Source organism: Stenotrophomonas sp. GL_101, assembly GCF_057835675.1.
In genome coordinates this window covers 1087076-1110405 of record NZ_CM174432.1, presented here as the reverse complement: position 1 = coordinate 1110405, position 23330 = coordinate 1087076, and the positions used below count along the sequence as shown (strand labels likewise).

The following is a 23330-nucleotide window of genomic DNA, read 5'->3' as shown; positions in this document are numbered from 1 at the left end:
ATCCCCCACGCGAAACACAGCGTTGCCCAGCGCTGCTGGCAGCCCGGTTGTGCGTGCAAACCCCGTCGCCCCAATCGTCTTGGGGCCGCGCGGCAGCGACGGAACGCACAAGGTGGAACACTGCGTGCGACCGCGCCGCTCGTCCACGCCCAACGGCACGCCTATGGTGGCTACGTCCCCCCAACGCCAGCCGCCATGACCAGCCCCTCCCAGCGTTACCGCATTACCGTCACCCCGATCGAGAAGGACGGGTTGCAGTGCAGCGGACGCTGCACGATCGAACTGGAACATCGTGCCCAGCAGGACTGGATGCGGCTGCTGGAAGCGGCGCGCCGCCACACTGGCCTGAGCGGCGACGAGCGCGCCGCGGCGATCGTGGCCACCCAGCTGCTGCACGACCTGGCGCGGCGCCACGCCGACGAGCCCAGCCATCCCCTGACCGCCCTGCAGCCCAGGCTGGATGAAGTGCTGCAGGCCCTCGACGCGATCCAGCGCACGCCCTGAGCCGCCCCACCGGGACGCTACACTCTGCCCTTCTCCGGGGAGAGACCGCCATGCGTCGTGCCGTGATCCTGTTACCGCTGCTGCTGGGCGGTTGTTCGTGCCAGCGCAATGCCGATGACGCCGCAACCGATGCGCGGCCCAGCGCCGCATCCGAGCCGCAGCCACGCGAGCGGGCCGCCCATGACGACGGCGCAACGCCTGGATCGCAGGCTGGCCCTGCGGTACCGGTGCTGGCGGCGGTGCCCACCAGCGCCGACGATGAGAACACCGTGGTCCGGCACTACCTCAACGCACTGATGCGTGGTGACCGTACTGCCGCCGATGCATTCTGGAGTGGCGGCCGCACCTCCACCCATGCTGACGACGCCGCACTTCGCGGCCTGTCCGGCCTGCGCACGCTGCGCGTGGATACCGACCCTGCCGTGGCCCGCGATAACGTGCACCCTTCACGGCTGCGAGAGGTGCCGGTACGGCTGCGCGCAGTCACTGCCGACGGCACGATGCACTTCAAGGGCTGGTACCGACTGCAACCGCGACCGGATGGCAGCGGCTGGGAGATCCATGGCGCCTCGCTGCAACCGGTACTGGAGTGAGCTACCCCACGCCCGCGTTGCATGGCTCTGGCGTCCAAGCTGGATTCAGCCGAAGGCGCTATCGTGGGCATCTCCTTCCCAAGGCCTGACGCCATGAACGTACGCCCGCTGTTGTCCCGCCTTGCCGCCTGTACCGTACTGATCGCCGCGGCCGTGGGCGCGCAGGCCGCCCCCAGCGTGTCCGGTCGCCAGCTGTCGGTCGGCGCCACCGACGTCCAGCAGTACCTGGACGGCAGCTTTCCGCGCACCCAGGACGCCCTCGGCGGCCTGATCGCGATGACCATGAGCCATCCCCAGCTCGCCCTGCCACAGGGCAACCGGCTCGACCTTGGATTCGATGTGGCAATGGCCACCGCCGGCGGCGCACCCGCTGCGCTGGGCAAGGTGAAGCTGAGCAGCGGCCTGCGTTATGACGCCCAGACCCAGGGCTTCCACCTGGACCAGCCGACCGTGGACGACTTCACCCCGGCCAACAACGGCGGCCGCCTGGATTCACGCACCCGCAGCCTGCTCAATGCCTGGCTGACCGACTACGCCCGTCGCGAGCCGATCTACAAGATCGATCCGACCGTGGCCAGCGTGCTCGGCGCGCTGCAGGTGCAGTCGGCGCAGGTGGAGAACGGCAAGCTGGTGGTCACCTTCAACCAGGACCTGGGCAAGCTGGTGCCGGCGGGGATGCTGGGCAACTGACTGGGCCGCGTATCGACCAACGGTCGATACCTACCGGCGGCGGACCCGTGAAACACCGGCAGGTACCGACCGTGGGTAGATACGCGGCAGGTACCGACCGTTGGTCGGTACGCCGTAGATTGGGCACGGACCGTGGGTAGATTCGCGGTAGGTACCGACCGTTGGTCGGTACGCCCCGGCGATGCGATGCATCGACCAACGGCCGATGCCTGCTTCAGCGCTTGGGCTGCAACATCGTCCCGGTGCACTTCTTCGCACCGCAGCGGCATTCCCAGATCTTCTTCAAGCGTGCGGTGTGGCGCTCGGCGAGGGTGATGCCGTAGTTGTAGGTCAGTTCGTCGCCGGGCTGGATGGCCTTGATCGCCTCGATGAACACCTTGTCCTCGCGGCGGTTGTCGCCCTCGGCCTCTTCGATCACCGCCTCGCAGTTCGGGTCGCAGCTGTGGTTCAACCAGCGCGCGTCGTTGCCCTTGTAGTTGGCATCGATGACGTAATCGTCGTTCAGGGTGAACAGGAAGGTGTGACCGCTTTCCACGTCCCCGGTATCATCGGCATCCACGTCGGCGTGGCTGCGCAGCAGGCCCTTGTACTGGATGACCCGCTCGCCCTGCTTGAGCGGCGCCAGCGCGAATACGCCGTTGCCGTGGATGGCGGACTTGCGGGCTTGGATCTTCTTGGGCATCTGGCTGGCCGTTGCGGAAGGTAGGATCCGATTCTCGCTTAATCTTTGTGATTGCCAAAGCGCCGCCGCACCCCGTGCCCACCGATACGTACCGCCACGGCCGCTGAACGGGGTGGGTTGGATGCCCGCCGATAAAAGCGTACAATTTCAGTCCGCTTTATGGTTCTGCCCTCCCCATGCTCCGCGTCACCAAGCTCACCGATTACGCCACCGTCGTGCTGACCGTGCTCGCCGCCCGCCCGGGCGAGGTGCTCAGTGCGACCGAACTGGCCGAGTTCGCCCGCCTTGAGCCGCCCACGGTCAGCAAGCTGCTCAAGCCGCTGGCCCAGGCCGGCCTGGTCGAAGGCCTGCGCGGCGTGCGCGGCGGCTACCGGCTGACCCGTGCGGCCGAACAGATCACCCTGTTCGAAATCGTGGAAGCCATGGAAGGGCCGCTGGGCCTGACCGAGTGCGCGCACGACCACAGCCAGTGCGGGCGCGAACGCCAATGCGGTGCGCGCAGCAGCTGGCGGCTGATCAACGACGTGGTGTCCGAAGCACTGCGTGCGGTCAGCCTGGCGCAGATCCTGCCCCCTCTTCCCCTTGTTGATGCCCCCCGTCGCGCGATCGCGGCGGATGTCATCTCCTGATCCGTAGGCAGCCCCCATGGCCACCGATACCCTCGACACCGTCGCCGCCGGCGATACCCCCAACCGCGAGATCCATGAGCAGCTCGGCCGCAAGTACGCCGCCGGCTTCATCACCGAGATCGAATCGGACTCGCTGCCGCCTGGCCTGGACGAGGACACCATCCGTGCCCTGTCGGCCAAGAAGGAAGAGCCGGAATGGATGACGCAGTGGCGCCTGGACGCCTACCGTCATTTCCTGACCATGCCGATGCCGGACTGGGCCAAGCTGCAGATCGCCGCGATCGACCTGCAGGCACTCAGCTACTACTCCGCGCCCAAGGGCCCGAAGTACGCCTCGCTCGATGACGTGCCCAAGGAGCTGCTGGATACCTACGACAAGCTGGGCGTGCCGCTGCACGAGCGCGCCAGGCTGGCCGGCGTGGCCGTGGATGCGGTGTTCGACTCGGTCTCCGTCGGTACCACCTTCCGCAAGGAACTGGCCGAGAAGGGCGTGATCTTCTGCTCGATGTCCGAGGCCATCAAGGAGCACCCCGAGCTGGTCAAGCAGTACCTGGGCACGGTGGTGCCGGTGGGCGACAACTACTTCGCCGCGCTCAACTCGGCCGTGTTCTCCGATGGCAGCTTCGTGTTCATCCCCAGCGGCGTGCGCTGCCCGATGGAACTGAGCACCTATTTCCGCATCAACGCCGGCCACACCGGCCAGTTCGAGCGCACCCTGATCATCTGCGAGGACAAGGCGTACGTGTCCTACCTGGAAGGCTGCACCGCGCCGATGCGCGATGAGAACCAGTTGCACGCCGCGGTGGTCGAGCTGGTGGCGCTGGACGATGCCGAGATCAAGTATTCCACGGTGCAGAACTGGTACCCGGGCGATGAGAACGGTGTGGGTGGCATCTACAACTTCGTCACCAAGCGTGCCGAATGCCGTGGCGCACGCAGCAAGGTCACCTGGACCCAGGTCGAGACCGGCTCGGCGATCACCTGGAAATACCCGTCCTGCGTGCTGCTCGGCGATGACTCGGTGGGCGAGTTCCACTCGGTGGCGCTGACCCACCACCGCCAGCAGGCCGATACCGGCACCAAGATGATCCACATCGGCAAGCGCACCAAGAGCAAGATCATCAGCAAGGGGATCAGCGCCGGCCGCGGCCAGAACACCTATCGCGGCCTGGTCAGGATCGACCGCAATGCCGAGGGCGCGCGCAATTACACCCAGTGCGATTCGCTGCTGATCGGCAAGAAGTGCGGCGCGCATACCTTCCCGTACATCGAGGTCAAGAACCCCAGCGCGACGGTCGAGCACGAAGCCACCACCTCCAAGATCTCCGACGACCAGCTGTTCTATTGCCGCGCCCGCGGCATCGACCAGGAAAACGCGGTGTCGATGATCGTCGACGGCTTCTGCAAGCAGGTGTTCCGCGAGCTGCCGATGGAGTTCGCCGTGGAAGCCAAGAAGCTGCTGGACGTGTCGCTGGAAGGCTCGGTGGGGTAACGCGCCGGGCGCGTTGCGACTTTTATTTTTGCCACGCACGGCGTGGCACTACGCGGGCTCCGGTCCGTTTTACGGATACTTACCATGCTGAAGATCGAAAACCTCCACGCCCGCATCGGCGACAAGGAAATCCTCAAGGGCCTGTCGCTGGACGTGAAGCCCGGCCAGGTGCACGCCATCATGGGGCCCAACGGCGCCGGCAAGTCCACCTTGGGCAACGTGCTGGCCGGCCGCGACGGCTATGACGTCAGCGAAGGCAGCGTACAGTTCGAAGGCGCCAACCTGCTCGACCTGGCTCCGGAAGAGCGCGCCGCCGCCGGCCTGTTCCTGGCCTTCCAGTACCCGGTGGAAATTCCCGGGGTGAACAACACCTACTTCCTGCGCGCCGCGCTCAACGCCCAGCGCAAGGCGCGCGGCGAGGAAGAACTGGATTCGATGCAGTTCCTCAAGCTGGTCCGGCAGAAGCTGGCCGTGCTGCACCTCAAGGACGAACTGCTGCACCGGGGCGTCAACGAAGGCTTCTCCGGTGGCGAGAAGAAGCGCAACGAGATCTTCCAGCTGGCCGTGCTCGAACCGAAGCTGGCGATCCTGGACGAGACCGACAGCGGCCTGGACATCGACGCGCTCAAGAGCGTGGCCGACGGCGTCAACGCACTGCGCTCACCGGACCGTTCGTTCATCGTGATCACCCATTACCAGCGCCTGCTGGATTACATCAAGCCGGACGTGGTGCATGTGCTGGCCGACGGCAGGATCGTGCAGAGCGGCGGCCCGGAGCTGGCGCTGGAACTGGAAGCCCACGGCTACCACTTCCTGAAGGACCGCGTGGTACCGGAGGCAGCGGTCTGATGAGCGTCCTGCTGGATTCCCTCGCCAGCGGCTTCTGCGGCAGCGATGCCCGTCGCGCCGAACTGGACGCTGCACTGCAGGCCGGCCTGCCCGGCCCGCGTACCGAAGCCTGGAAGTACACCTCGCTGCGCCAGCTGGAACGCCGCAGCTTCAGCCCGGCGCCGCTGGCCGCTGCCGATGTCGACCCCGCGCTGCTGGCCGACATCCCGTCGCCGCGCCTGGTGTTCGTCAACGGCCGCCCGTCCGATGCGCTCAGCGACCTGGCCGCACTGCCGGCCGGCGTGCAGCTGCAGACCCTGTCCTCGGCGCTGGCGGCCGGCGAGGAGGCACTACGCTTCCTCGGCCGCCGCTTTGAACGCAGCGACGAAGTGTTCGCCCGCCTCAACGCCGCGCTTGCCGACGAGGGCGTGCTGATCCGTGTCGATGACGGCGCGCAGGTCGAGGTGCCGCTGCAGCTGGTCTTCATCAGCGTGGCCGGCAGCACCGACCTGGCCTGGCACCACCGCCACCTGATCGAGCTGCGTGCCGGCGCCACCCTCGGCGTGGTCGAGCATCACCTGCATGTCGGCGACGCCGCGCACCTGGACAACACCCTGGTGCACGTCCACCTCGCTGCCGATGCGGTGCTCTCGCACGCCCGCGTGCAGGCCGACAGCGCCCGCGCCACTGCCCTGCTGCGCACCGATGCGGTGCTGGGACGCAACGCGCAGTACCGTCGCGTCGACCTGGAGCTGAGCGCGGCACTGAGCCGCCACGAGCTCAACGTGCGCCTGGAAGGCGACAACGCCCAGCTGACCGCCAATGGCGTGCTGCTCGGCAATGGCCGCCGCCACATCGACACCCGCCTGGGCATCGACCACATCGCACGCGATACCGCCTCGGAAATGGTCTGGCGCGGCGTCGCCGCCAACCGCAGCCGGGTGGTGTTCCATGGCGGCATCCACATCCGCGAAGGCGCCGATGGCACCGATGCCAACCTGTCCAACAAGAACCTGCTGCTGTCGGCCGACGCCGAGATCGATACCCAGCCCACGCTGGTGATCGACGCCGACGAGGTCAAGGCCGCGCACGGCGCCACGGTGGGCCAGCTGGATGCCAACGCGCTGTTCTACCTGCGCTCGCGCGGCCTGGCTGCCGAACAGGCCCAGCAGCTGCTCAGCGCCGCGTTCTGCCACGAACCGCTCAAGGTGCTCGATGCGCGCCTGACCGAACAGCTCAGCCGCCAGCTCGACATCGCGCTGGCCCAGGCGGGCATGGCATGAACCTGTCCACGCCGCGCCCGGTCGCCGCCCCCGACGTCGCCCCCGACTGGGACCGCGTGCGGCTGGACTTCCCGCTGCTGATGCGCGAAGTGCACGGCAAGCCGCTGGTCTACTTCGACAACGCCAACACCGGCCAGAAGCCGGTGCAGGTGATCGGCGCGCTGGACGAGTTCTACCGGCGCTACAACGCCAACGTCAGCCGCGCCGTGCACGCGCTCGGCACCGAGGCCACCGATGCCTATGAAGGGGCGCGCAACAAGCTGGCGCGCTTCCTCAACGTGCGTGCCAGCGAGCTGGTGTTGTGCAGCGGCACCACCTTTGCGATCAACCTGGTGGCCTACTCGTGGGCGCTGCCGCGGCTGAAAGCCGGCGATGTCATCCTGGTGTCGCGGATGGAGCACCACGCCAACATCGTGCCGTGGCAGCTGGTTGCCGAGCGCACCGGCGCCACGATCCGGGTGGCCGAGATCACCCCGGAGGGCGCGCTGGACCTGGATGCGCTGCGCAAGGCGATGACCGCCGAGGTCAAGCTGCTCGCGGTCACCCACGTCTCCAACGTGCTCGGCACGGTCAACCCGGTCCGCGAGATCTGCCGGGAAGCGCGCAAGCGCGGCATCATCACCGTGGTCGACGGCTCGCAGGCCGCGCCGCACCGCCGCATCGACATCCCTTCGATCGGCTGCGACTTCTACGCCATCACCGGCCACAAAATGTGCGGCCCCACCGGCACCGGCGCCCTGTGGGCACGCCGCGAACACCTCGACGCGATGCCGCCGTTCATCGGTGGCGGCGAGATGATCAAGGAAGTCAGCTTCGAGGGCACCGTGTTCAACGAGGCCCCGCACAAGTTTGAAGCCGGCACCCCGAACATTGCCGGCTTCATCGGCCTGGGCGTGGCCGTGGACTACCTGGAATCGATCGGCCTGGACCACATCGAAGCGCGCGAGGCCGAGCTGCTGGCGCACTTCAACGAAGAGCTGGGCAAGATCGACGGCCTGCGCATCTTCGGCACCACCCCGGACAAGGCGGCCGTGGTTTCATTCCTGGTCGAAGGCGCGCACGCGCACGACCTGGCAACCCTGCTGGACCTGGAAGGCGTGGCCGTGCGCTCGGGCCAGCACTGCGCGCACCCGCTGCTGCAGTATTACGGCGTGGCGGCTACGTGTCGGGCGTCGCTGGCGTTCTACAACACGCATACGGAGATCGAGCGGTTTGTTGCCGCGCTGAACAAGGTGCGCAAGCTGCTGGGCTGAGGCCTTTCCGCCGCAAGGGAACGCAGAAACGCCGCGAGAGATCGCGGCGTTTCCATTTGCGGCCGTCCCCCTGCACCGATCGCGGCCCAGCCACGACCGTGCCATAATGCGAACACTTCTCATTTGCATGACTGGCAACGTCGGCCCCGGTCGTTCCCCACGATATGCAAGCAACGCCGTTCGTCCAAGGAGCCCCGCATGTCCGCCTCCCCCGCCCCGGCAGCCATCACCCGCAGCCAGCGCCTGAAAGACGCAACCCACGCCACCCATGACCGCCTCGACCAGCGCATCATGCGCGGCCAACCGTTCGCCTCCACCGACAACTACCGGCGCTTCCTGCGCGTGCAGTACCGCTTCCACCGCGACATTGCCGCGCTGTATGCGTTGCCTGCGTTACAAGCGGTGGTCCCGGACCTGGCCGGGCGCCAGCGCCTGCAGGACCTGCAGCAGGACATGGCCGACCTGGGCGAGGTCCTGCCCGCCGACGACACCCAGGCGCTACCGGTCGACACCGACCTGACCACCGCACTGGGCTGGTTGTACGTGGCCGAAGGTTCCAACCTGGGTGCGGCGATCCTGTTCAAGCTGGCCGCGAAGATCGGCCTGGATGCCGATCGCGGTGCCCGCCACCTGGCCGGGCATCCGGACGGACGCGCCCGTCACTGGCGCCAGTTCACCGCCGTGCTGGACAGCACGCCGCTGGACCCGGCCCAGGAGCAGCGCCTGATCGACGGCGCCACCCAGGCCTTCGTGCGCGTACACGGCTTTGTCGAGCAGGCGTTCGCCGACTGACATGGCCGCCAGCGTGCCTGTCCTGCGCCGCCCGATCACGCGCCCGCGACACCGCGTGGTGCGCATGGGCTACCTGCTGCTCGGGCTGCTGATGGTGGCACTGGGCATCATCGGCGCCCTGTTGCCAGTGATGCCCACCACCATCTTCATGATCCTGGCCGCCGGCTGCTTCGGGAAATCTTCGCCGCGCTTCGAACGCTGGCTGCTGCAGCACCCGCGCTTCGGCCCGCCGCTGGTGCTGTGGCGCGAACAGGGCGCGATGTCGCGCCGGGCCAAGGGGTTCGCCTGCAGCGGCATGGCCTTCGGCTTTGCCACGTTCTGGTATTTCGCCCACCCCTCGTTCGTGCTGTGGATCGCCGTGGCGATCGGCATGGGCAGCTGCGCGCTGTACCTGCTGTGCCGCCCGGTGCCGCGCGGCAGCCCACCCAACCGGCTGCTGGCCTTCGGCGAACGCCACGCACACGGGCTGGCCGCCAGTTCGACCGTCCTGGCCCATGTCGCCCTCTTCGCCGCGCTGCTGTGGGCGCGCACCCACGGCATGGCCGACCTGCCGCCACCGCCGGCCGACCGCACGCAGCTGGTGCTGCTGCCGCCGCAGGCACCGGAAGTGCCGCCGGAAGACATCCTCGCCCCCACTCCCAGCACTGCCGCCGCGATGGTCGAGCAGACGCCGGAACCGCCACGCCCGCTGCCGCAGACGCCACCGCGCGCCGCCGCCCACTGGGTGATTGCGCCGGCCACCCCACCGCAGCCGGCGCTGGATTCACCGGCACCACTGCAACAGGAAGCCTCGGTCGCGGCCGCCCCACCCAGCCCGCCGCTGCCGCCCGGGCCGAACGAAGCCACGCCCGGCCGCGATAGCTGGGAGGGCCGCGTGATGGCGCGGCTGGAGCGCTTCCGCCGCTACCCGTCGCCCGCGCGTGCACGCCGCCAGGAAGGCGTGGTGCAGGTCCGGGTCAGCCTGGCCCGCAATGGCAGCCTGTTGGCACTGTCGCTGGAGAAGACCTCCGGTTTCCCGCTGCTGGACCAGGCCGCGCTGGAAACCTTCCGCCGCGCCGCGCCGCTGCCGGCGGTACCCGATGATCGACCGACGCCGGTCGAGCTGTCGTTCCCGGTGGAGTTCTTCATGCGTTGAGGGAAACGCGCAGGGAGTGACATCCGCTGCCGCCGGTCAGCGGCCGGCACTACAATGGCCGCATGACCACCCTGACCTTCCGCGCGGCTACCACCGCCGACATTCCCGCCCTGATCGCCCTTGTCACCTCGGCCTACCGGGGCGACGCCAGCCGCGCCGGCTGGACCACCGAAGCGGACCTGCTCGACGGTGCCCGCATCGACGCGCAGGGCCTGCAGGCCGACCTGGCCAAGCCGCGCTCGACCATCCTGCTGGCCGAACGCGATGGCCAGCTGCTGGCCTGCGCGCACGTGGCCGACGACCACGGCAAGGGCTACTTCGGCATGTTCTCGGTCGACCCGGCCCAGCAGGGCGGTGGCGTCGGCAAGATCATGATCGAGGCCGCAGAAGCCCACGCCGCGCGCGAATGGGGCGTGCCGGTGATGCAGATGACGGTGATCGACGTGCGCGACGAGCTGATCGCCTTCTACGAGCGCCGCGGCTACGTCCGCACCGGCATCAAGAAGCCGTTCCCGTACGGCGACGAGCGCTTCGGCATCCCCAAGCGCGACGACCTGCAGTTCGAGCTGCTGGAAAAGCCGCTGGTGGCCCAGGCGTGAGCGAGACCTGGACCTTTGTCTGCGCCAGCGCCGAACTGCTGCCCGGCGAGATGAAAAGCACGTTCGACGAGGTTACCGGCACCCCGATCGTGGTGTTCAACCTGGAGGGCGAGCTGTACGCGCTGGAAGACCAGTGCACCCACGATGAGTTCGAGCTGTCCTCGGGCACCTTCGACACCGGCGAGGCCAGCATCGAGTGCGTGCTGCACGGCGCGCGCTTCGATATCCGCGATGGCCGCGCCCTCTGCGCCCCGGCCTATTCGCCGGTGGCGAAGTTCCCGGTCAAGCGTGAACACGACGGGGTCTGGACCCGCGACGACCGCGACTGAACGGGCGGCGTTTTGAAAACGCGAATTATTACTATTACCATAGGCATTGCGGCCGTCCGGTCGCTTCTGCCCGGTACCCCGTGTCCGCCCACCGTTCCACTATCGGTATTGCCGCCCTGTGGGCCACGCTTTGCGTGGTGCTGCTGGCGTGCGGCTGGCTGAACGGGGCGGCTGCGTCCTCGCCATCCACGCCGTGGAAGGCGGGCCTGGCCACGCTGCAGGACGTACCGTCGGCGGCCTGGGCCCGGCTGAAGACCCCGCCGGCCCCCGCGCCGGAAGCCCCGCTCAGCGAGACCAGCATCACCGTCGAGAGCGGTGCCGATCCCGATACCGGCAGCCACGCCACCGCGCTGCGCCTGGGCCGTCCGGCGTGGGTCGCGGTGGTGCCGCTGTGGCCAGCCGATGCGCTGCGCTGGCCGTTGCTGGAACCGTCGCTGCGGCTCAACCCCGGCCACGCCCCTCCCTACGCCTGATCCGGGCCCCACGCCCTGCGTGGTGGCCTTTCGTGCCTGCGCCCGCGCGCAGCCGCCTGCCTGGCCTGCCCGACTCCCGTGTGTTTCCAGCCTGCTCGGCGCCACCGGCGCACCCGGCCCTGCACGTCCGCGCACGCCTTCGGTCTTCCCTTCGCTGCATTTCCGCTGTTTCGCCTACCTGGGCCGCCCCGACCATGATCAAGAGCCGCAAACACTCCCCTTCTCCGCGCAGCGCCGCCAGCCTCGCCACCGCCGGTCTGGTGACCGGGCTGAGCCTGGTGGTCCTGCCGGGCCTGGCCCACGCCCAGTCCAACGCAAACGCGCCGCAGACGCTGGACCAGGTCCATGTGGTCGGGGTCCGCGGCTACAAAGCCGACAAGGTGGCTTCGCCCAAGTTCACCCAGTCGCTGCAGGACACCCCGCAGACCATCCAGGTGATCACCGCCGACCTGTTCAACCAGCAGGGCGCCACCACGCTGACCGATGCACTGCGCAACAGCCCGGGCGTGGGCACCTTCTACGTGGGTGAGAACGGCAACACCAATACCGGCGACAGCATCTTCATGCGCGGCTTCGACACCTCCAGCAGCATCTTCGTCGATGGCGTGCGCGACCTCGGCTCGATCTCACGCGACGTGTTCAACACCGAGCAGGTGGAAGTGGCCAAGGGCCCGGCCGGCACCGACAACGGCCGCTCCGCGCCGACCGGTGCGATCAACATGGTCAGCAAGCAGGCCACCCTGCATGACGCGATGTCCGGCACGGTTTCGGCCGGCACCGACAGCCAGAAGCGCACCACCGCCGACTGGAACCAGCGCCTGGGCAACACCAGCGCGCTGCGCCTGAATGCCATGTGGCAGGACAGCGACCAGCCCGGCCGCGACCACGTCAACAACAAGCGCTGGGGCATCGCGCCGTCGCTGGCATTCGGGCTGGGCACCAGCACCCGCTACTTCCTCAACCTGCTCTATGTGGACCAGGACAACGTGCCCGATGGCGGCGTGCCCACCCTGGGCCTGCCCGGCTGGATCCCGCAGCCCACGCTGGAGCCGCTGGCCGGGCACCCGGTGAATCCGGAGAACTTCTACGGTACCCGCGCCGACCACGACGATGTCACCGCGAAGATGGCCACCTTCCGCATCGAGCACGACTTCAACGACAGCGTCCGCCTGACCAACACCGCACGCTGGGGCCGCACCGACCAGGACTACCTGCTGACCGCCTTCATGGGCACCGGCGCGCGCGGCGGCAACGGCGCGCCGAGCGGCAACATCCGTTACACCACGCCCGGCGACCTGGGCAGCTACACCCTGGCGCGCAGCCTGCCGACCTTCAAGGACCAGCAGAACACCATCCTGACCGACCAGCTGAACCTGCGCGCGGACTTCAGCACCGGCGCGATCGTGCACAACCTGAGCACCGGCCTGGAGTTCACCCGTGAAGAACTGAAGAGCTTCGGCCAGGCCGCAACCGGTGGCACCACCTGGTCGCCGGCCAACCTGTACGCACCGGACTGGAATGCGACCGGGCTGAGCTGGGCGCACAACGGCGCCGACAGCCGCGGCAAGACCACCACCTCCTCGGTGTATCTGTTTGACACGCTCAACATCGGCGAGCGCTTCCTGCTTACCGCCGGCCTGCGCGCGGACCACTACAAGACCGAATACCAGAGCGCGACGGTCTGCGGCGGCCGCGGCCCGGCCTGTGGCAGCAGCCCGGTCGGCACGGTGATTGCGAACCCGTCGCTGGCCCAGTCCGATACCTTGATCAACTGGAAACTGGGCGCGGTCTACAAGGTCGATGACATCGTCAGCCTGTACGCCAACTACGCCATTTCCCAGCAGCCCCCCGGCGGCAGCAACTTCCAGCTGAGCACCTCGGCCAGCAGCGCCGACAACCCCAGCCTGGACCCGCAGAAGGCCAAGACCGTCGAGGTGGGCACCAAGTGGAACTTCCTGGACGACGCGCTGGCCTTCAACGTGGCGCTGTTCAAGACCGAGGTCAGCAACGAGATCAACACCCAGGTCCTGGACGACGCCGGCAACCCGACCCAGACCGGCAAGAAGTCGGTGCAGGGCATCGAAGTGTCCACGGTCGGCCGCATCACCGACAACTGGTCGGTATCGGCCGGTTACAGCCACCTGGATACCAAAGTGGAAGAAGGCGCCAACACCGCCGCCGACGGGACCCGCAACCTGACCTATACCCCCGGCGACACCTTCACCAGCTGGACCACCTACACCTTCCCGTTCGGGCTGACGCTCGGCGGCGGTGCGCGCTATGCCGGCTCCATGCATCGCGGCACCGACGGTGCGGTCGGCACGCCGGCCTTCACCAAGTCCTACACTGTCTACGATGCCGTGGCCTCGTATGCGATCAACGAGCACCTGCTGCTGCGTTTGAACGCCTACAACCTGTTTGACAAGCAGTACGTGGCTGCGATCAACAAGAGCGGCTACCGTTACACCCCGGGCGCGCCGCGCTCGTTCCTGCTCAGCGCCGACTACCGGTTCTGAGCCACGGGCGGCGCGGGGCAGCCCCTCGCGCCGCACAAGGATCCGCCATGCTGCTGCATGTTCCCGCTGTACTGACCGCCGACGAGCTGGCCCACCTGCAGCGCGCCCTCGCGGTGGCAGACTGGGCCGATGGCCGCGAAACCGTCGGCGCGCAGGGCGCGCAGGTCAAGCGCAACGAGCAACTGCCCGATGCGTCCGTGCTCAAGGCCGAACTGGGCCGCATCGTGCTGGCCGCACTCGAACGCCACCCGCTGTTCTTTGCCGCCGCGCTGCCATTGCGCATCCTGCCGCCGCGCTTCAACCGCTACCAGGGCGGCGGCGAGTACGGCTTCCATGTCGACGGCGCGGTGATGATCACCGGCCACGATGGACAACGCACCCACCTGCGCTCGGACGTGTCGTGCACCCTGTTCCTGGGGCCGCCGGACGACTACGACGGCGGTGAACTGGTAATCAGCGACACCTACGGCGAGCACGAGGTCAAACTGCCCGCCGGCGACCTGGTGCTGTACCCCTCCAGCAGCCTGCACCGGGTCAATCCCGTCACCCGTGGGGCCCGCCTGGCCTCGTTCTTCTGGGTACAGAGCATGGTCCGCGACGACAGCGCGCGGCGCATGCTGCTGGAAATGGACGGCGCGATCGAAACCCTGCGTGTCAGCGGCGCCGATGCAGCCGCCGTGCTGCAGCTCAGCGGCGTGTACCACAACCTGCTGCGGCGCTGGAGCGAGGTGTAAGCGCGTCGCTCATTCGCAAATCATTCGCATTTGCGTTGGATAACCAATCCCATTTACAATTCCGCCGCCTCGCGCCCGGACTGACCCGGTTGCGCCGCTCACCGGGAACCCCCTTGCGCCATCCGCATCGCCATCGCAGCTTCGCCCCCGCCATGCGCGGGCAGCGACCCGCGTTGGCCAGCGTGCTGGCGTGGCTGACCGTGCTGGCGATGCTGCTGGCCGGTTTGCCGGTGCTGGATCGGGCCGTGCCGGGCAGCGCGGCGTGGGTACTGCAGCTGCCGGCCGAAGAACGCCCTGGCGGCGGTGAAACCGCGCCGCAGGAAGAAAACCCGGCCAAACCGCGCCGCACCGCCACAGCGGCCCCGGCCAAGCGCCCGCAACCGCCGTTGCCGGTGTCGCTGGACACGCTGATGGCCAGCCTGCTGCCACTGCCGCCGCAGGTCGCTCCTTCGATTGATTCGGCCCCGGCCACGCCGCTGCCCTCGGCCCCCGGGTTGCGCGTACAGCGCGGCCAGGCGCCTCCACAAGGCTGATTGCCGGCAAGCAGGCGCGGCCTCGCCGTACCTGCTGCCCATCGCGCTGCCTGCCCGCCCTGCGGGCCCGTTCCTGATCTTCTGCCCGTGCCGCGGCCCCTGCGCCTGCGGCACCTCGCGTTCGTTTTTCTTTTCGAGGTTACTGCCATGGCCCAGCGCCAGCGTCGTCGTACGTCCCTGTCCCGTTGCTCGTTGAGCACTGCCCTGCTCTGCGCCCTGGGCGCCGCGCCCGCCATCGCCCACGGCGAGGCCGCACCGACCACGCTGGACAAAGTGGTGGTGACCGCCGCCGGCTTCGAGCAGAAGATCACCGATGCCCCGGCCAGCATCAGCGTGGTCAGCCGCGAGGAACTGAGCAAGCGCCCCTACACCAGCCTGGTGGATGCGCTGCGCGATGTGGAAGGCATCGACGTGGGCATGGAAACCACCGACAAGAACGGCCGCGCCACCATCTCCATGCGCGGGCTGCCGTCCGAATACACCCTGGTGCTGATCGACGGCCGCCGCCAGAGCAATGTCGGCCAGTTGTACCCCAACAACTTCGGTGGCGGCCAGTTCGCCTACCTGCCGCCGCTGGATGCGATCGAGCGGATTGAAGTGGTCCGCGGGCCGATGTCCACCCTGTACGGGTCCGATGCGATGGGCGGTGTCATCAACATCATCACCCGTCGCAACCAGGACAGCTGGCACGGCTCGGTCACCCAGGGCTTCACGCTGCAGCAGGACGACCAGTTCGGCGATGCGCGCACCACCGATGTGTACCTGACCGGCCCGCTGGTCAAGGACCGCCTGGGCCTGGCCGTGCGCGGCAGCTACTACGACGCCAAGGCGTCCAACCCGGAATGGGACGACCTGCCGTTGCCGGACGGCACGCTGTGGTCGCGCAGCATCGGTTTTGGTGGCGGTGGCAAGGCGGTGGCCAACACCAACTGGAACACCGGCGTGCGCTTGAACTGGACGATCAACGATGACCACGACCTGTCGCTGGACTACGACGTATCGCGGCAGAAATACGACAACAGCGAAGGCCAGACCGGCACCCTGGACAGCCTGGCCAGCCTGTGGCGGGTCGGCAATGCCACCCTTCCCAACCCGAACGGCAGCGGCACGGTCAGTCGCCGCGTGGTGCAGCCGCGCGTGGGTTACACCGCCTACCAGCGCTACGAGCGCGACCAGCTGGCACTGAGCCACCAGGGCCGGTATTCGTTCGGCACGTGGCAGACCACGCTGACCCACACCACCAGCAACAACCTGGGCCGTTCGCTGCCACTGACCCTGGACGAGCGCGGCGACCTGCAGGCGCTGTGGAACGACGTCTGCGCGCGCACCGGTGCGGCGGCCAACTGCGCGGCCGGCCGCAACAACGGCCTGGGTGCACTCAACGCCAGCGAGCAGGCCCGCCTGCAGGCCTTCCTGCCGCGCCCGCTGCGCACGATGGAGCTGGAAGGCTATGTGCTGGACACGATGCTGGACATGACCTTCGGCGCGCACAAACTGACCGTGGGCGGCCAGTACAACGACACCGACATGGTCGACGGGGTGTTCGGCATGGATGGCGCCGGTTACCGCGACAACGTCAAGCAGCAGCACCGGATGTGGTCGGTCTTCGCCGAGGACAACTGGTCGCTGACCGACACGCTGACCGCCACGGTGGGCGTGCGCTATGACGACCACAACATCTTCGGCAGCCACGTCAGTCCGCGCGGCTACCTGGTGTGGAACGCCAGCGACGCGTGGACGTTCAAGGGCGGCGTGAGCACCGGCTACAAGACGCCGCGCCCGGACCAGCTGTTCCCCGGCGTCACCGGCTTCGGTGGGCAGGGTGTGCTGCCGTTGGTGGGCTCGCCCAACCTCCAGCCGGAAACCAGCACCAACTACGAGGTCGCGGCGTACTACGAGGGCGACCGTTGGGGCTTCAACATCACCGGTTTCCTCAACAAGTTCGATGACAAGATCGCCAGTGGCGGCACGTTCCCGAACTGCGAAGTCGCGCCGGCCGGCAGCGGCTACTGCGTGGACGTCGGCCCGGGCTGGGCGGCGCTGGGCTACAGCACCTTCAGCCAGAGCGTGAACATCGACAAGGCCGAGACCCGCGGCATCGAGGCGGCCGCGAACGTGGACCTGCTGGACAACCTGCAGTTGCGCGGCAACTACACCCATACCCGGTCCGAGCAGACCAGCGGCGTGGACAAGGGCAAGCCGGTGGGCAGCACGACGACGCCGGCCAGGCACATGGCCAATGCCAGCCTGAACTGGCAGATCAACGACGCGGTGAGCCTGTCGTTGATCGGCGAGGGCCGCTACGACCGTTACCGCGACACGCTGGTCAGCAACGTGGGCGGGGTGAGCAATTCGCAGGTGCGCTACTACGAGGACTACACGATCTTCCACCTCGGCGGCAGCTGGAACATCAACCGGTGGCTGACGGTCAACGCGCGGGTCAACAACCTGTTCGACAAGGACTTCGTCTCGCAGTCGTGCGTGCTGATCAGCGACAGCGAGTACAACTGCGTGGACGATTACGCCACCAAGGACCAGCGCCGCAGCTATTGGGTGTCGTTGAACGCGAAGTTCTAAGGCGAACTGCGTCGGGGCTGTTGGGGTACTTGGCTGGGTCGGTTGGGGTACTTGGCTGGGTCGGTTGGGGTACTTGGCTGGGTCGGTTGGGGTACTTGGCTGGGTCGGTTGGGGTACTTGGCTGGGTCGGTTGGGGTACTTGGCTGGGTCGGTTGGGGTACTTGGCTGGGTCGGTTGGGGTACTTGGCTGGGTCGGTTGGGGTACTTGGCTGGGTCGGTTGGGGTGGGGTTGCGGGGCACGCTGCAAGTACGTCCCTGTAAGCTCGTTCGCGCCATCCATGGCGCTCTACGGCCCCGCAACCCCACCCCAACCGCCCCCAGACAGTGGATCGGTCGCCCAACGAGAATCAACAGCGGAGCAACAGCAGGAGCAGTAGCAGGAGCAGGAGCAGGAGCAGCCGAGCAGAGCTCGGCTCTACGGATACTGCGCTGCTCGGCTGCTTTCCCCCAACTCTCGAAGCAGACCCGCTCTTCCCCGACGCGCCGATGTCCCTTCTGCGCGAGGGTGGGCATGGGTTCACGGGACCCTGAGCCGCATGGATGCGGCTTAGGAGCTTACAGGGACGTACTTGCAGCGAGTCCCGTGGACCCATGCCCACCCTCGCGCTACCCGTAGCAGCCAATCCCCGCTTTGGTTCTGGCTTCTACCAAAATGCCCCACCCCAACCCACAAATTGCGAACCATTCTCATCAATGGTGTAATTCGCCATTCAGATCCTGATCCCGTGACCGTGGCCACTCCCCCCTCCAGCGTGCAGCAACAACAAAGCCGCGGCTTCTGGCTGCGCACCCTGCACCAGTGGCACTGGATCAGCTCGGCCGTGTGCCTCATCGGCATGCTCCTGTTTGCCGCTACCGGCATCACCCTCAACCACGCCGCCAGGATTGAAGCCAGCCCGCAGGTGGTCAACCGCCAACTGGCGCTGCCCGCCGACCTGCTGGCCAAGCTCGGCGACCGCCCCGACGGCAACGCTCCCCTCCCGCGCAGCGCCAGCCGCTGGCTCGATGCCCAGCTCGGTATCGCCATCGGCCGCCGTCCCGCCGAATGGTCCGATGGCGAGATCTACCTCTCCATGCCCAGCCCCGGTGCCGACGCCTGGCTCAGCATCGACCGCGCCAGCGGTGCGGTCGAATACGAATCCACCGCGCGCGGCTGGGTGTCCTATTTCAACGACCTGCATAAAGGGCGCAACGCCGGCCCCGCCTGGGGCTGGTTCCTGGATGTGTTCGCCGCAGCGTGCCTGGTGTTCTGCATCACCGGCCTGTTCCTGCTGCACCTGCATGCCCGGCAGCGTCGCCTGACCTGGCCGCTGGTCGGCCTCGGCCTGATGATCCCCCTGCTCATCGCCCTCCTTCTCATCCACTGACCTGCCCCCCGGAGCCGCACCATGCGCGTCACCCTCACCATCGCCCTGAGCGGCCTGCTGGCCACCTCGCCCGCCTACGCGGCCACGTTGGACATCAACGTCGAAGTGCCCAAGCTCACCGTCGCCGAATACCACCGTCCGTATGTGGCCGTGTGGCTGGAAGGCGCCGACCAGAAAGTGGCCGCCAACCTCTCGGTCTGGTACCAGCAGACCGGCAACAGCGAAGGCCACGGTACCAAGTGGCTGCCCGACCTGCGCCAGTGGTGGCGCAAGAGCGGCCGCACCCTGGACGTGCCCGTCGATGGCGTCACCGGCCCCACCCGTCCGGCCGGCAAGCAGGCCCTGTCGTTCAACGACAAGCAGCCCGCACTGAAAGCCCTGGCCCCCGGCAACTACACCCTCGTGGTGGAAGCGGTGCGCGAAGTCGGCGGCCGTGAACTGCTCAAGATTCCCTTCACCTGGCCGGTCACCGCCACCCAGAATGGCAAGGCCCAAGGGGCCACCGAACTCGGCCTGGTTACCCTGACCGCCACGCCCTGACCTGTTGCCCGCCCTCCCCGGCGGGCAGCCCCTGTTCTGACTACATGGAGTTGTTGATGAAGCGCTCGCTCGTCCTAGCCGCCGCCCTGGCCGCCGCACTTCCGTTCTCCGCCCTGGCCCACAAGGCCTGGCTGCAGCCCTCGCAGACCGTCATCGCCGGTGAGAATCCGTGGATCACCGTGGACGCGGCCGTGTCCAACGACCTGTTCTACTTCAACCACGTGCCGCTGCGCCTGGACAACCTGGTGATCACCGCCCCGGACGGCAGCACCGTGCAGCCGCAGAACGCGGCCACCGGCAAGTTCCGCAGCGTGTTCGATGTCGAACTCACCCAGCAGGGCACCTACCGCCTGGCCACCGTCAACAACGGCCTGTCGGCCAGCTGGGAAGAAGACGGCAAGCCCAAGCGCTGGCGCGGTACCGCGGCCACCTTCGCCAGCGAAGTGCCGAAGAAGGCCAAGAAGCTGCAGGTTGCACAGTCGGTGGGGCGCGTCGAGACCTTCGTCACCAACGGTACCCCCAACGACACCGCGCTCAAGCCCACCAAGCAGGGCATCGAAATGGTCGCGCTGGGCCATCCCAACGACCTGGTCGCCGGTGAGCCGGCCCGCTTCCGCGTGCTGGTCGATGGCAAGCCGCGCGCCGGCCTGGCCTTTGAGATCACCCGCGGCGGCACCCGTTACCGCAATGCCCAGGAGGAGATCAAGGTCACCTCCGACAAGAAGGGCGAGTTCTCGGTGACCTGGCCGGAAGCCGGCATGTACTGGCTGGAAACCGGCAGCGAAGACAAGAAGACCTCGCTCAAGCAGGCCAAGACCCGCCGCCTGAGCTATGTGGCTACGCTGGAAGTGCTGCCGCAGTAACCGCCGTTGCAGCGCCCCCTTCAGCATGAAGGGGGCTTCCCCCGGATCCCAGCCGGCAATCGGGCCGACCACGCCTGCCATGCCCACCCTCATGACCGACCCCACATACGACATCGCCAGCCTCGGTGGCCACACCATGGGCACCACCTGGCAGGTAAAACTGGCGGTTGCGCGCACGCGCGACCTGCACCCGCTGCATGCCGGCATCCAGGGCCAGCTCGATGCCATCGTCGCGCAGATGAGCACCTGGGAAGCCCACAGCGACATCAGCCGTTTCAACCGTGCCGCACCCGGCGACAGGCACCGCCTCCCCGCATTGTTCGCGCAGGTGATGGAGGCCGCGCTGGACATCGCAACGCGCAGCGACGGCGCCTTCGACCCCACCATCGGCCCGCTGGTGGCGCTGTGGGGATTCGGCGCGCACGCGCACGCACAACGCATTCCCGACCCGGCCATGCTGGCCGCCACCCGCGCCCGCTGCGGTTGGCAGCGTCTGCACTGGGCCGATCAGACCCTGCACCAACCCGGTGGCGTGGAACTGGACCTGTCCGCCATCGCCAAAGGCTTCGGCGTGGACCAGGTCAGCGCCTGGCTGCGCCAGCAGGGCGTGCACGCCGCGCTGGTGGAAGTGGGCGGCGAACTGCACGGCTACGGCCGCAAGCCCGATGGCCAGCCATGGCGCGTACTGGTCGAAGCCGGTCCCGAAGAAGAGGCCAGCAGCGCGCTGTCACCGCGGGTGCTCGCACTGGATGACCTGGCCGTGGCCACCTCGGGCGACCGTTGGCACCACTTCGAACAGAACGGCGCGCAGTTCAGCCACACCTTGGACCCGCGCACCGGCGCGCCAGTTACGCGTGCGGCCGCGGCGGTCACCGTGGCCGCACGCGATGCGATGCACGCCGACGGCTGGGCCACCGCGCTGACCGTGATGGGCGTTACGCAGGGCCTGGCCTTCGCCCGCGAGCACGCGCTGGCCGCACGCTTTGTCAGCCGCGGCGCGCACGGCATCGAAGAACACATGAGCCCGGCCTTCGCGCAGCTGATTGATGCACCGCAAGCGCCGCCCGCATGAGCCGTCCTTCGCGCGCCACGGTCGGCAACCTGCTGGTGATCGCCCTGCTGGCGGTGCAGGCGTGGCTGCTGCTACGCCTGCATCTGCAGGAGCCGTGGTGGCAGGGCGCACCGCTGGCATCGCACTGGCGCATCGCCGCAGCCAGCGTGTTCGGCTATGCCGTGCTCTGCGCCCTGATCTGGTGGCGGGGCCGGCCGCGCGACGATGCAGCGGTGGCAGGCGGGCAGGCACCGCTGCTGCTGGTCTGGGCCAGCCAGACCGGCTTTGCCCAGCAGCTGTGCGAACGCAGCGCCGAGGCGCTGCGCGCGGCCGGTGTGCCGGTGCGTCTGCGGGGCCTGCACCAGCTCGACGCGCAGGCGCTGCAGCAGGCCACGCGGGTGTTGTTCATCGCCAGCACCACCGGCGAAGGCGATGCGCCCGACCACGCGCTGCCGTTCCTGCGCACGGTGATGCCACAGCTGCTGGCACTGCCACAGCTGCAGTACGCCGTGCTGGCGCTCGGCGACCGCAGCTACGGGCATTTCTGTGCATTCGGCCACCAGCTCGATGCGTGGTTACGCCAGCACGGCGCGCGGCCGCTGTTTGACACCGTGGAAGTGGACAACGCCGACCCGTCCGCCCTGCGCCACTGGCAGCAGTTGCTGGGCCAGCTCGGCGGCAGCGCCACCGACCTGCCCGACTGGACCCCGGCTGATTACCTGCACTGGCAACTGCGCAGTCGCACGCTGGAAAACCCGGGCAGCCCCGGTGCCGGCACCTGGCGCGTATCGCTGGTGCCCGCCGACAGCGCCCTGCCCGCGTGGCAGGCCGGCGACGTGGTGGAAATCGGCCCGCGGCATGCGCCCGCCGCGGTGGATGCGTGGCTGGCCGCCACCGCGCTGGACGGCACGCAGCAGATCGACGGCGACACCCTGCACACGCACCTGTCGCGCGCGCATCTGCCCGATGCCGATGAAACACCGGGCAACGACGCGGCGGCGTTGGTGGCGTCATTGCGCCCGCTGCCGCACCGCGAATACTCCATCGCCAGCATGCCCGGCGAAGGCCACGTGCAGCTGCTGCTACGCCGGCAACTGCATCCGGACGGCACGCCCGGTCTGGGCAGCGGCTGGTTGTGCGACCACGCCGCGCTCGGCGGACGCATCGATCTGCGTTTTCGCCGCAACCCCAATTTCCACGCCCCCGCGCACGACGCACCGCTGATCCTGATCGGCAACGGCACCGGCATCGCGGGACTGCGCGCACACCTGCGCGCACGCATCGATGCCGGCGCGCGCCGCAACTGGCTGGTGTTCGGCGAGCGCACGCAGGCGCATGATTTCTACTACGGCGATGATCTCCAGGCCTGGCAGCAGGCCGGCTGGATCGAACACCTGGATACGGTGTTCAGCCGCGACGGTGGCGAGCACCGCTACGTGCAGGATCGCCTGCAGGCCCACATCGACCGGCTGTGGGAATGGTCACGCGAAGGCGCCACGATCCTGGTCTGCGGCAGCCTGCAGGGCATGGCGCCGGCGGTGGATGCGGTGATCGAACGCGCCCTCGGCCGTGAAGGCAAGGAGGCCCTGATCGTCGCCGGAAGGTATCGACGCGACGTGTATTGAACCGCGTGTGCCGACCAACGGTCGGCACCTACCGGTTGATCGGCCATGACCGGATCGATCCACCACGATCCCATCGGTAGGCCACGACCGTTGGTCGTGGCTCGCAATCCATGCACGCCGACGCATCGTGCCGACCAACGGTCGGCACCTACCGGTGGATCGGTCATGACCGGATCAATGCACCACAACCCCATCGGTAGGCCACGACCGTTCGTCGTGGCTCGCAATCCATGCACGCCGAC

The 23330-nt window shown here is 68.0% G+C and carries 23 protein-coding genes; 22 read left to right on the top strand and 1 reads right to left on the bottom strand.

The window, feature by feature from the left end; genetic code table 11:
- Nucleotides 1-195 precede the first annotated feature (195 nt).
- The 3 genes from AC3IR9_RS05170 (at nucleotide 196) to AC3IR9_RS05160 (ending at nucleotide 1787) form a co-directional block, all read left to right on the top strand.
- Entirely contained in the window at nucleotides 196-504 is a 309-nt protein-coding gene (locus AC3IR9_RS05170) for a DUF3861 family protein (protein WP_489294479.1), read from the top strand.
- 50 nt (nucleotides 505-554) lie between these two features.
- Nucleotides 555-1097, top strand: coding sequence for a hypothetical protein (locus AC3IR9_RS05165; protein ID WP_489294478.1), 543 nt, complete (start codon nucleotides 555-557; stop codon nucleotides 1095-1097).
- Nucleotides 1098-1190: 93 nt separating this feature from the next.
- Nucleotides 1191-1787, top strand: a complete 597-nt coding sequence (locus tag AC3IR9_RS05160) for a DUF1439 domain-containing protein (protein WP_489294476.1) — start codon at nucleotides 1191-1193, stop codon at nucleotides 1785-1787.
- 214 nt (nucleotides 1788-2001) lie between these two features.
- On the opposite strand, the gene AC3IR9_RS05155 is transcribed toward AC3IR9_RS05160, so the two are convergent.
- Entirely contained in the window at nucleotides 2002-2469 is a 468-nt protein-coding gene (locus AC3IR9_RS05155) for an SET domain-containing protein (protein ID WP_489294474.1), read from the bottom strand.
- Between the two features lie 176 nt (nucleotides 2470-2645).
- Here AC3IR9_RS05155 and AC3IR9_RS05150 point away from each other — a divergent pair, with 176 nt between their 5' ends.
- The 19 genes from AC3IR9_RS05150 to AC3IR9_RS05060 all read left to right on the top strand — a co-directional run bounded on the left by AC3IR9_RS05150 (nucleotide 2646) and on the right by AC3IR9_RS05060 (nucleotide 23088).
- A complete protein-coding gene (locus AC3IR9_RS05150) occupies nucleotides 2646-3098 on the top strand; it encodes an SUF system Fe-S cluster assembly regulator (RefSeq protein WP_489294473.1) in 453 nt (150 codons plus the stop codon).
- Between the two features lie 16 nt (nucleotides 3099-3114).
- A complete protein-coding gene (gene sufB / locus AC3IR9_RS05145; RefSeq protein WP_489294471.1) occupies nucleotides 3115-4590 on the top strand; it encodes a Fe-S cluster assembly protein SufB in 1476 nt (491 codons plus the stop codon).
- Nucleotides 4591-4674: 84 nt separating this feature from the next.
- On the top strand, nucleotides 4675-5439 hold the full coding sequence (gene sufC, locus AC3IR9_RS05140; RefSeq protein WP_489294470.1) for a Fe-S cluster assembly ATPase SufC: 765 nt from the start codon (nucleotides 4675-4677) through the stop codon (nucleotides 5437-5439).
- Entirely contained in the window at nucleotides 5439-6701 is a 1263-nt protein-coding gene (sufD, locus tag AC3IR9_RS05135) for a Fe-S cluster assembly protein SufD (RefSeq protein ID WP_489294469.1), read from the top strand. Before sufC ends, sufD begins: the two co-directional genes overlap by 1 nt.
- On the top strand, nucleotides 6698-7954 hold the full coding sequence (locus AC3IR9_RS05130; RefSeq protein WP_489294467.1) for a cysteine desulfurase: 1257 nt from the start codon (nucleotides 6698-6700) through the stop codon (nucleotides 7952-7954). Before sufD ends, AC3IR9_RS05130 begins: the two co-directional genes overlap by 4 nt.
- A 198-nt stretch (nucleotides 7955-8152) precedes the next feature.
- Nucleotides 8153-8746 carry a biliverdin-producing heme oxygenase gene (locus AC3IR9_RS05125; protein WP_489294466.1) on the top strand — a complete coding sequence of 198 codons (594 nt, stop codon included), beginning with the start codon at nucleotides 8153-8155 and terminating at the stop codon, nucleotides 8744-8746.
- Between the two features lie 13 nt (nucleotides 8747-8759).
- On the top strand, nucleotides 8760-9881 hold the full coding sequence (locus AC3IR9_RS05120) for a TonB family protein (protein WP_489294464.1): 1122 nt from the start codon (nucleotides 8760-8762) through the stop codon (nucleotides 9879-9881).
- Nucleotides 9882-9943: 62 nt separating this feature from the next.
- Nucleotides 9944-10480: a GNAT family N-acetyltransferase gene (locus tag AC3IR9_RS05115; RefSeq protein ID WP_489294463.1), complete on the top strand. Its 537-nt coding sequence runs from the start codon at nucleotides 9944-9946 to the stop codon at nucleotides 10478-10480.
- Entirely contained in the window at nucleotides 10477-10809 is a 333-nt protein-coding gene (locus tag AC3IR9_RS05110; RefSeq protein ID WP_489294462.1) for a non-heme iron oxygenase ferredoxin subunit, read from the top strand. The genes AC3IR9_RS05115 and AC3IR9_RS05110 overlap by 4 nt, the downstream gene beginning before the upstream one ends.
- Nucleotides 10810-10889: 80 nt before the next feature.
- Nucleotides 10890-11282: a hypothetical protein gene (locus tag AC3IR9_RS05105; protein WP_489294460.1), complete on the top strand. Its 393-nt coding sequence runs from the start codon at nucleotides 10890-10892 to the stop codon at nucleotides 11280-11282.
- A 194-nt stretch (nucleotides 11283-11476) separates the two neighbouring features.
- A complete protein-coding gene (locus tag AC3IR9_RS05100; protein WP_489294458.1) occupies nucleotides 11477-13798 on the top strand; it encodes a catecholate siderophore receptor Fiu in 2322 nt (773 codons plus the stop codon).
- Nucleotides 13799-13845: 47 nt separating this feature from the next.
- Nucleotides 13846-14532, top strand: a complete 687-nt coding sequence (locus AC3IR9_RS05095; protein WP_489294456.1) for a Fe2+-dependent dioxygenase — start codon at nucleotides 13846-13848, stop codon at nucleotides 14530-14532.
- A 113-nt stretch (nucleotides 14533-14645) separates the two neighbouring features.
- Entirely contained in the window at nucleotides 14646-15065 is a 420-nt protein-coding gene (locus tag AC3IR9_RS05090; protein WP_489294455.1) for a hypothetical protein, read from the top strand.
- A 147-nt stretch (nucleotides 15066-15212) separates the two neighbouring features.
- Nucleotides 15213-17642 carry a TonB-dependent receptor domain-containing protein gene (locus AC3IR9_RS05085; RefSeq protein ID WP_489294454.1) on the top strand — a complete coding sequence of 810 codons (2430 nt, stop codon included), beginning with the start codon at nucleotides 15213-15215 and terminating at the stop codon, nucleotides 17640-17642.
- Between the two features lie 731 nt (nucleotides 17643-18373).
- Entirely contained in the window at nucleotides 18374-19009 is a 636-nt protein-coding gene (locus tag AC3IR9_RS05080; RefSeq protein ID WP_489294452.1) for a PepSY-associated TM helix domain-containing protein, read from the top strand.
- A 21-nt stretch (nucleotides 19010-19030) separates the two neighbouring features.
- On the top strand, nucleotides 19031-19549 hold the full coding sequence (locus tag AC3IR9_RS05075) for a DUF2271 domain-containing protein (protein WP_489294450.1): 519 nt from the start codon (nucleotides 19031-19033) through the stop codon (nucleotides 19547-19549).
- 56 nt (nucleotides 19550-19605) lie between these two features.
- Nucleotides 19606-20412 carry a DUF4198 domain-containing protein gene (locus tag AC3IR9_RS05070; RefSeq protein ID WP_489294448.1) on the top strand — a complete coding sequence of 269 codons (807 nt, stop codon included), beginning with the start codon at nucleotides 19606-19608 and terminating at the stop codon, nucleotides 20410-20412.
- Between the two features lie 91 nt (nucleotides 20413-20503).
- Nucleotides 20504-21484 (top strand): FAD:protein FMN transferase, encoded by a 981-nt coding sequence (locus AC3IR9_RS05065; protein WP_489294446.1) that lies wholly within the window; start codon nucleotides 20504-20506, stop codon nucleotides 21482-21484.
- Entirely contained in the window at nucleotides 21481-23088 is a 1608-nt protein-coding gene (locus AC3IR9_RS05060) for a sulfite reductase subunit alpha (RefSeq protein ID WP_489294444.1), read from the top strand. Before AC3IR9_RS05065 ends, AC3IR9_RS05060 begins: the two co-directional genes overlap by 4 nt.
- The last annotated feature ends 242 nt before the right edge of the window (nucleotides 23089-23330 follow it).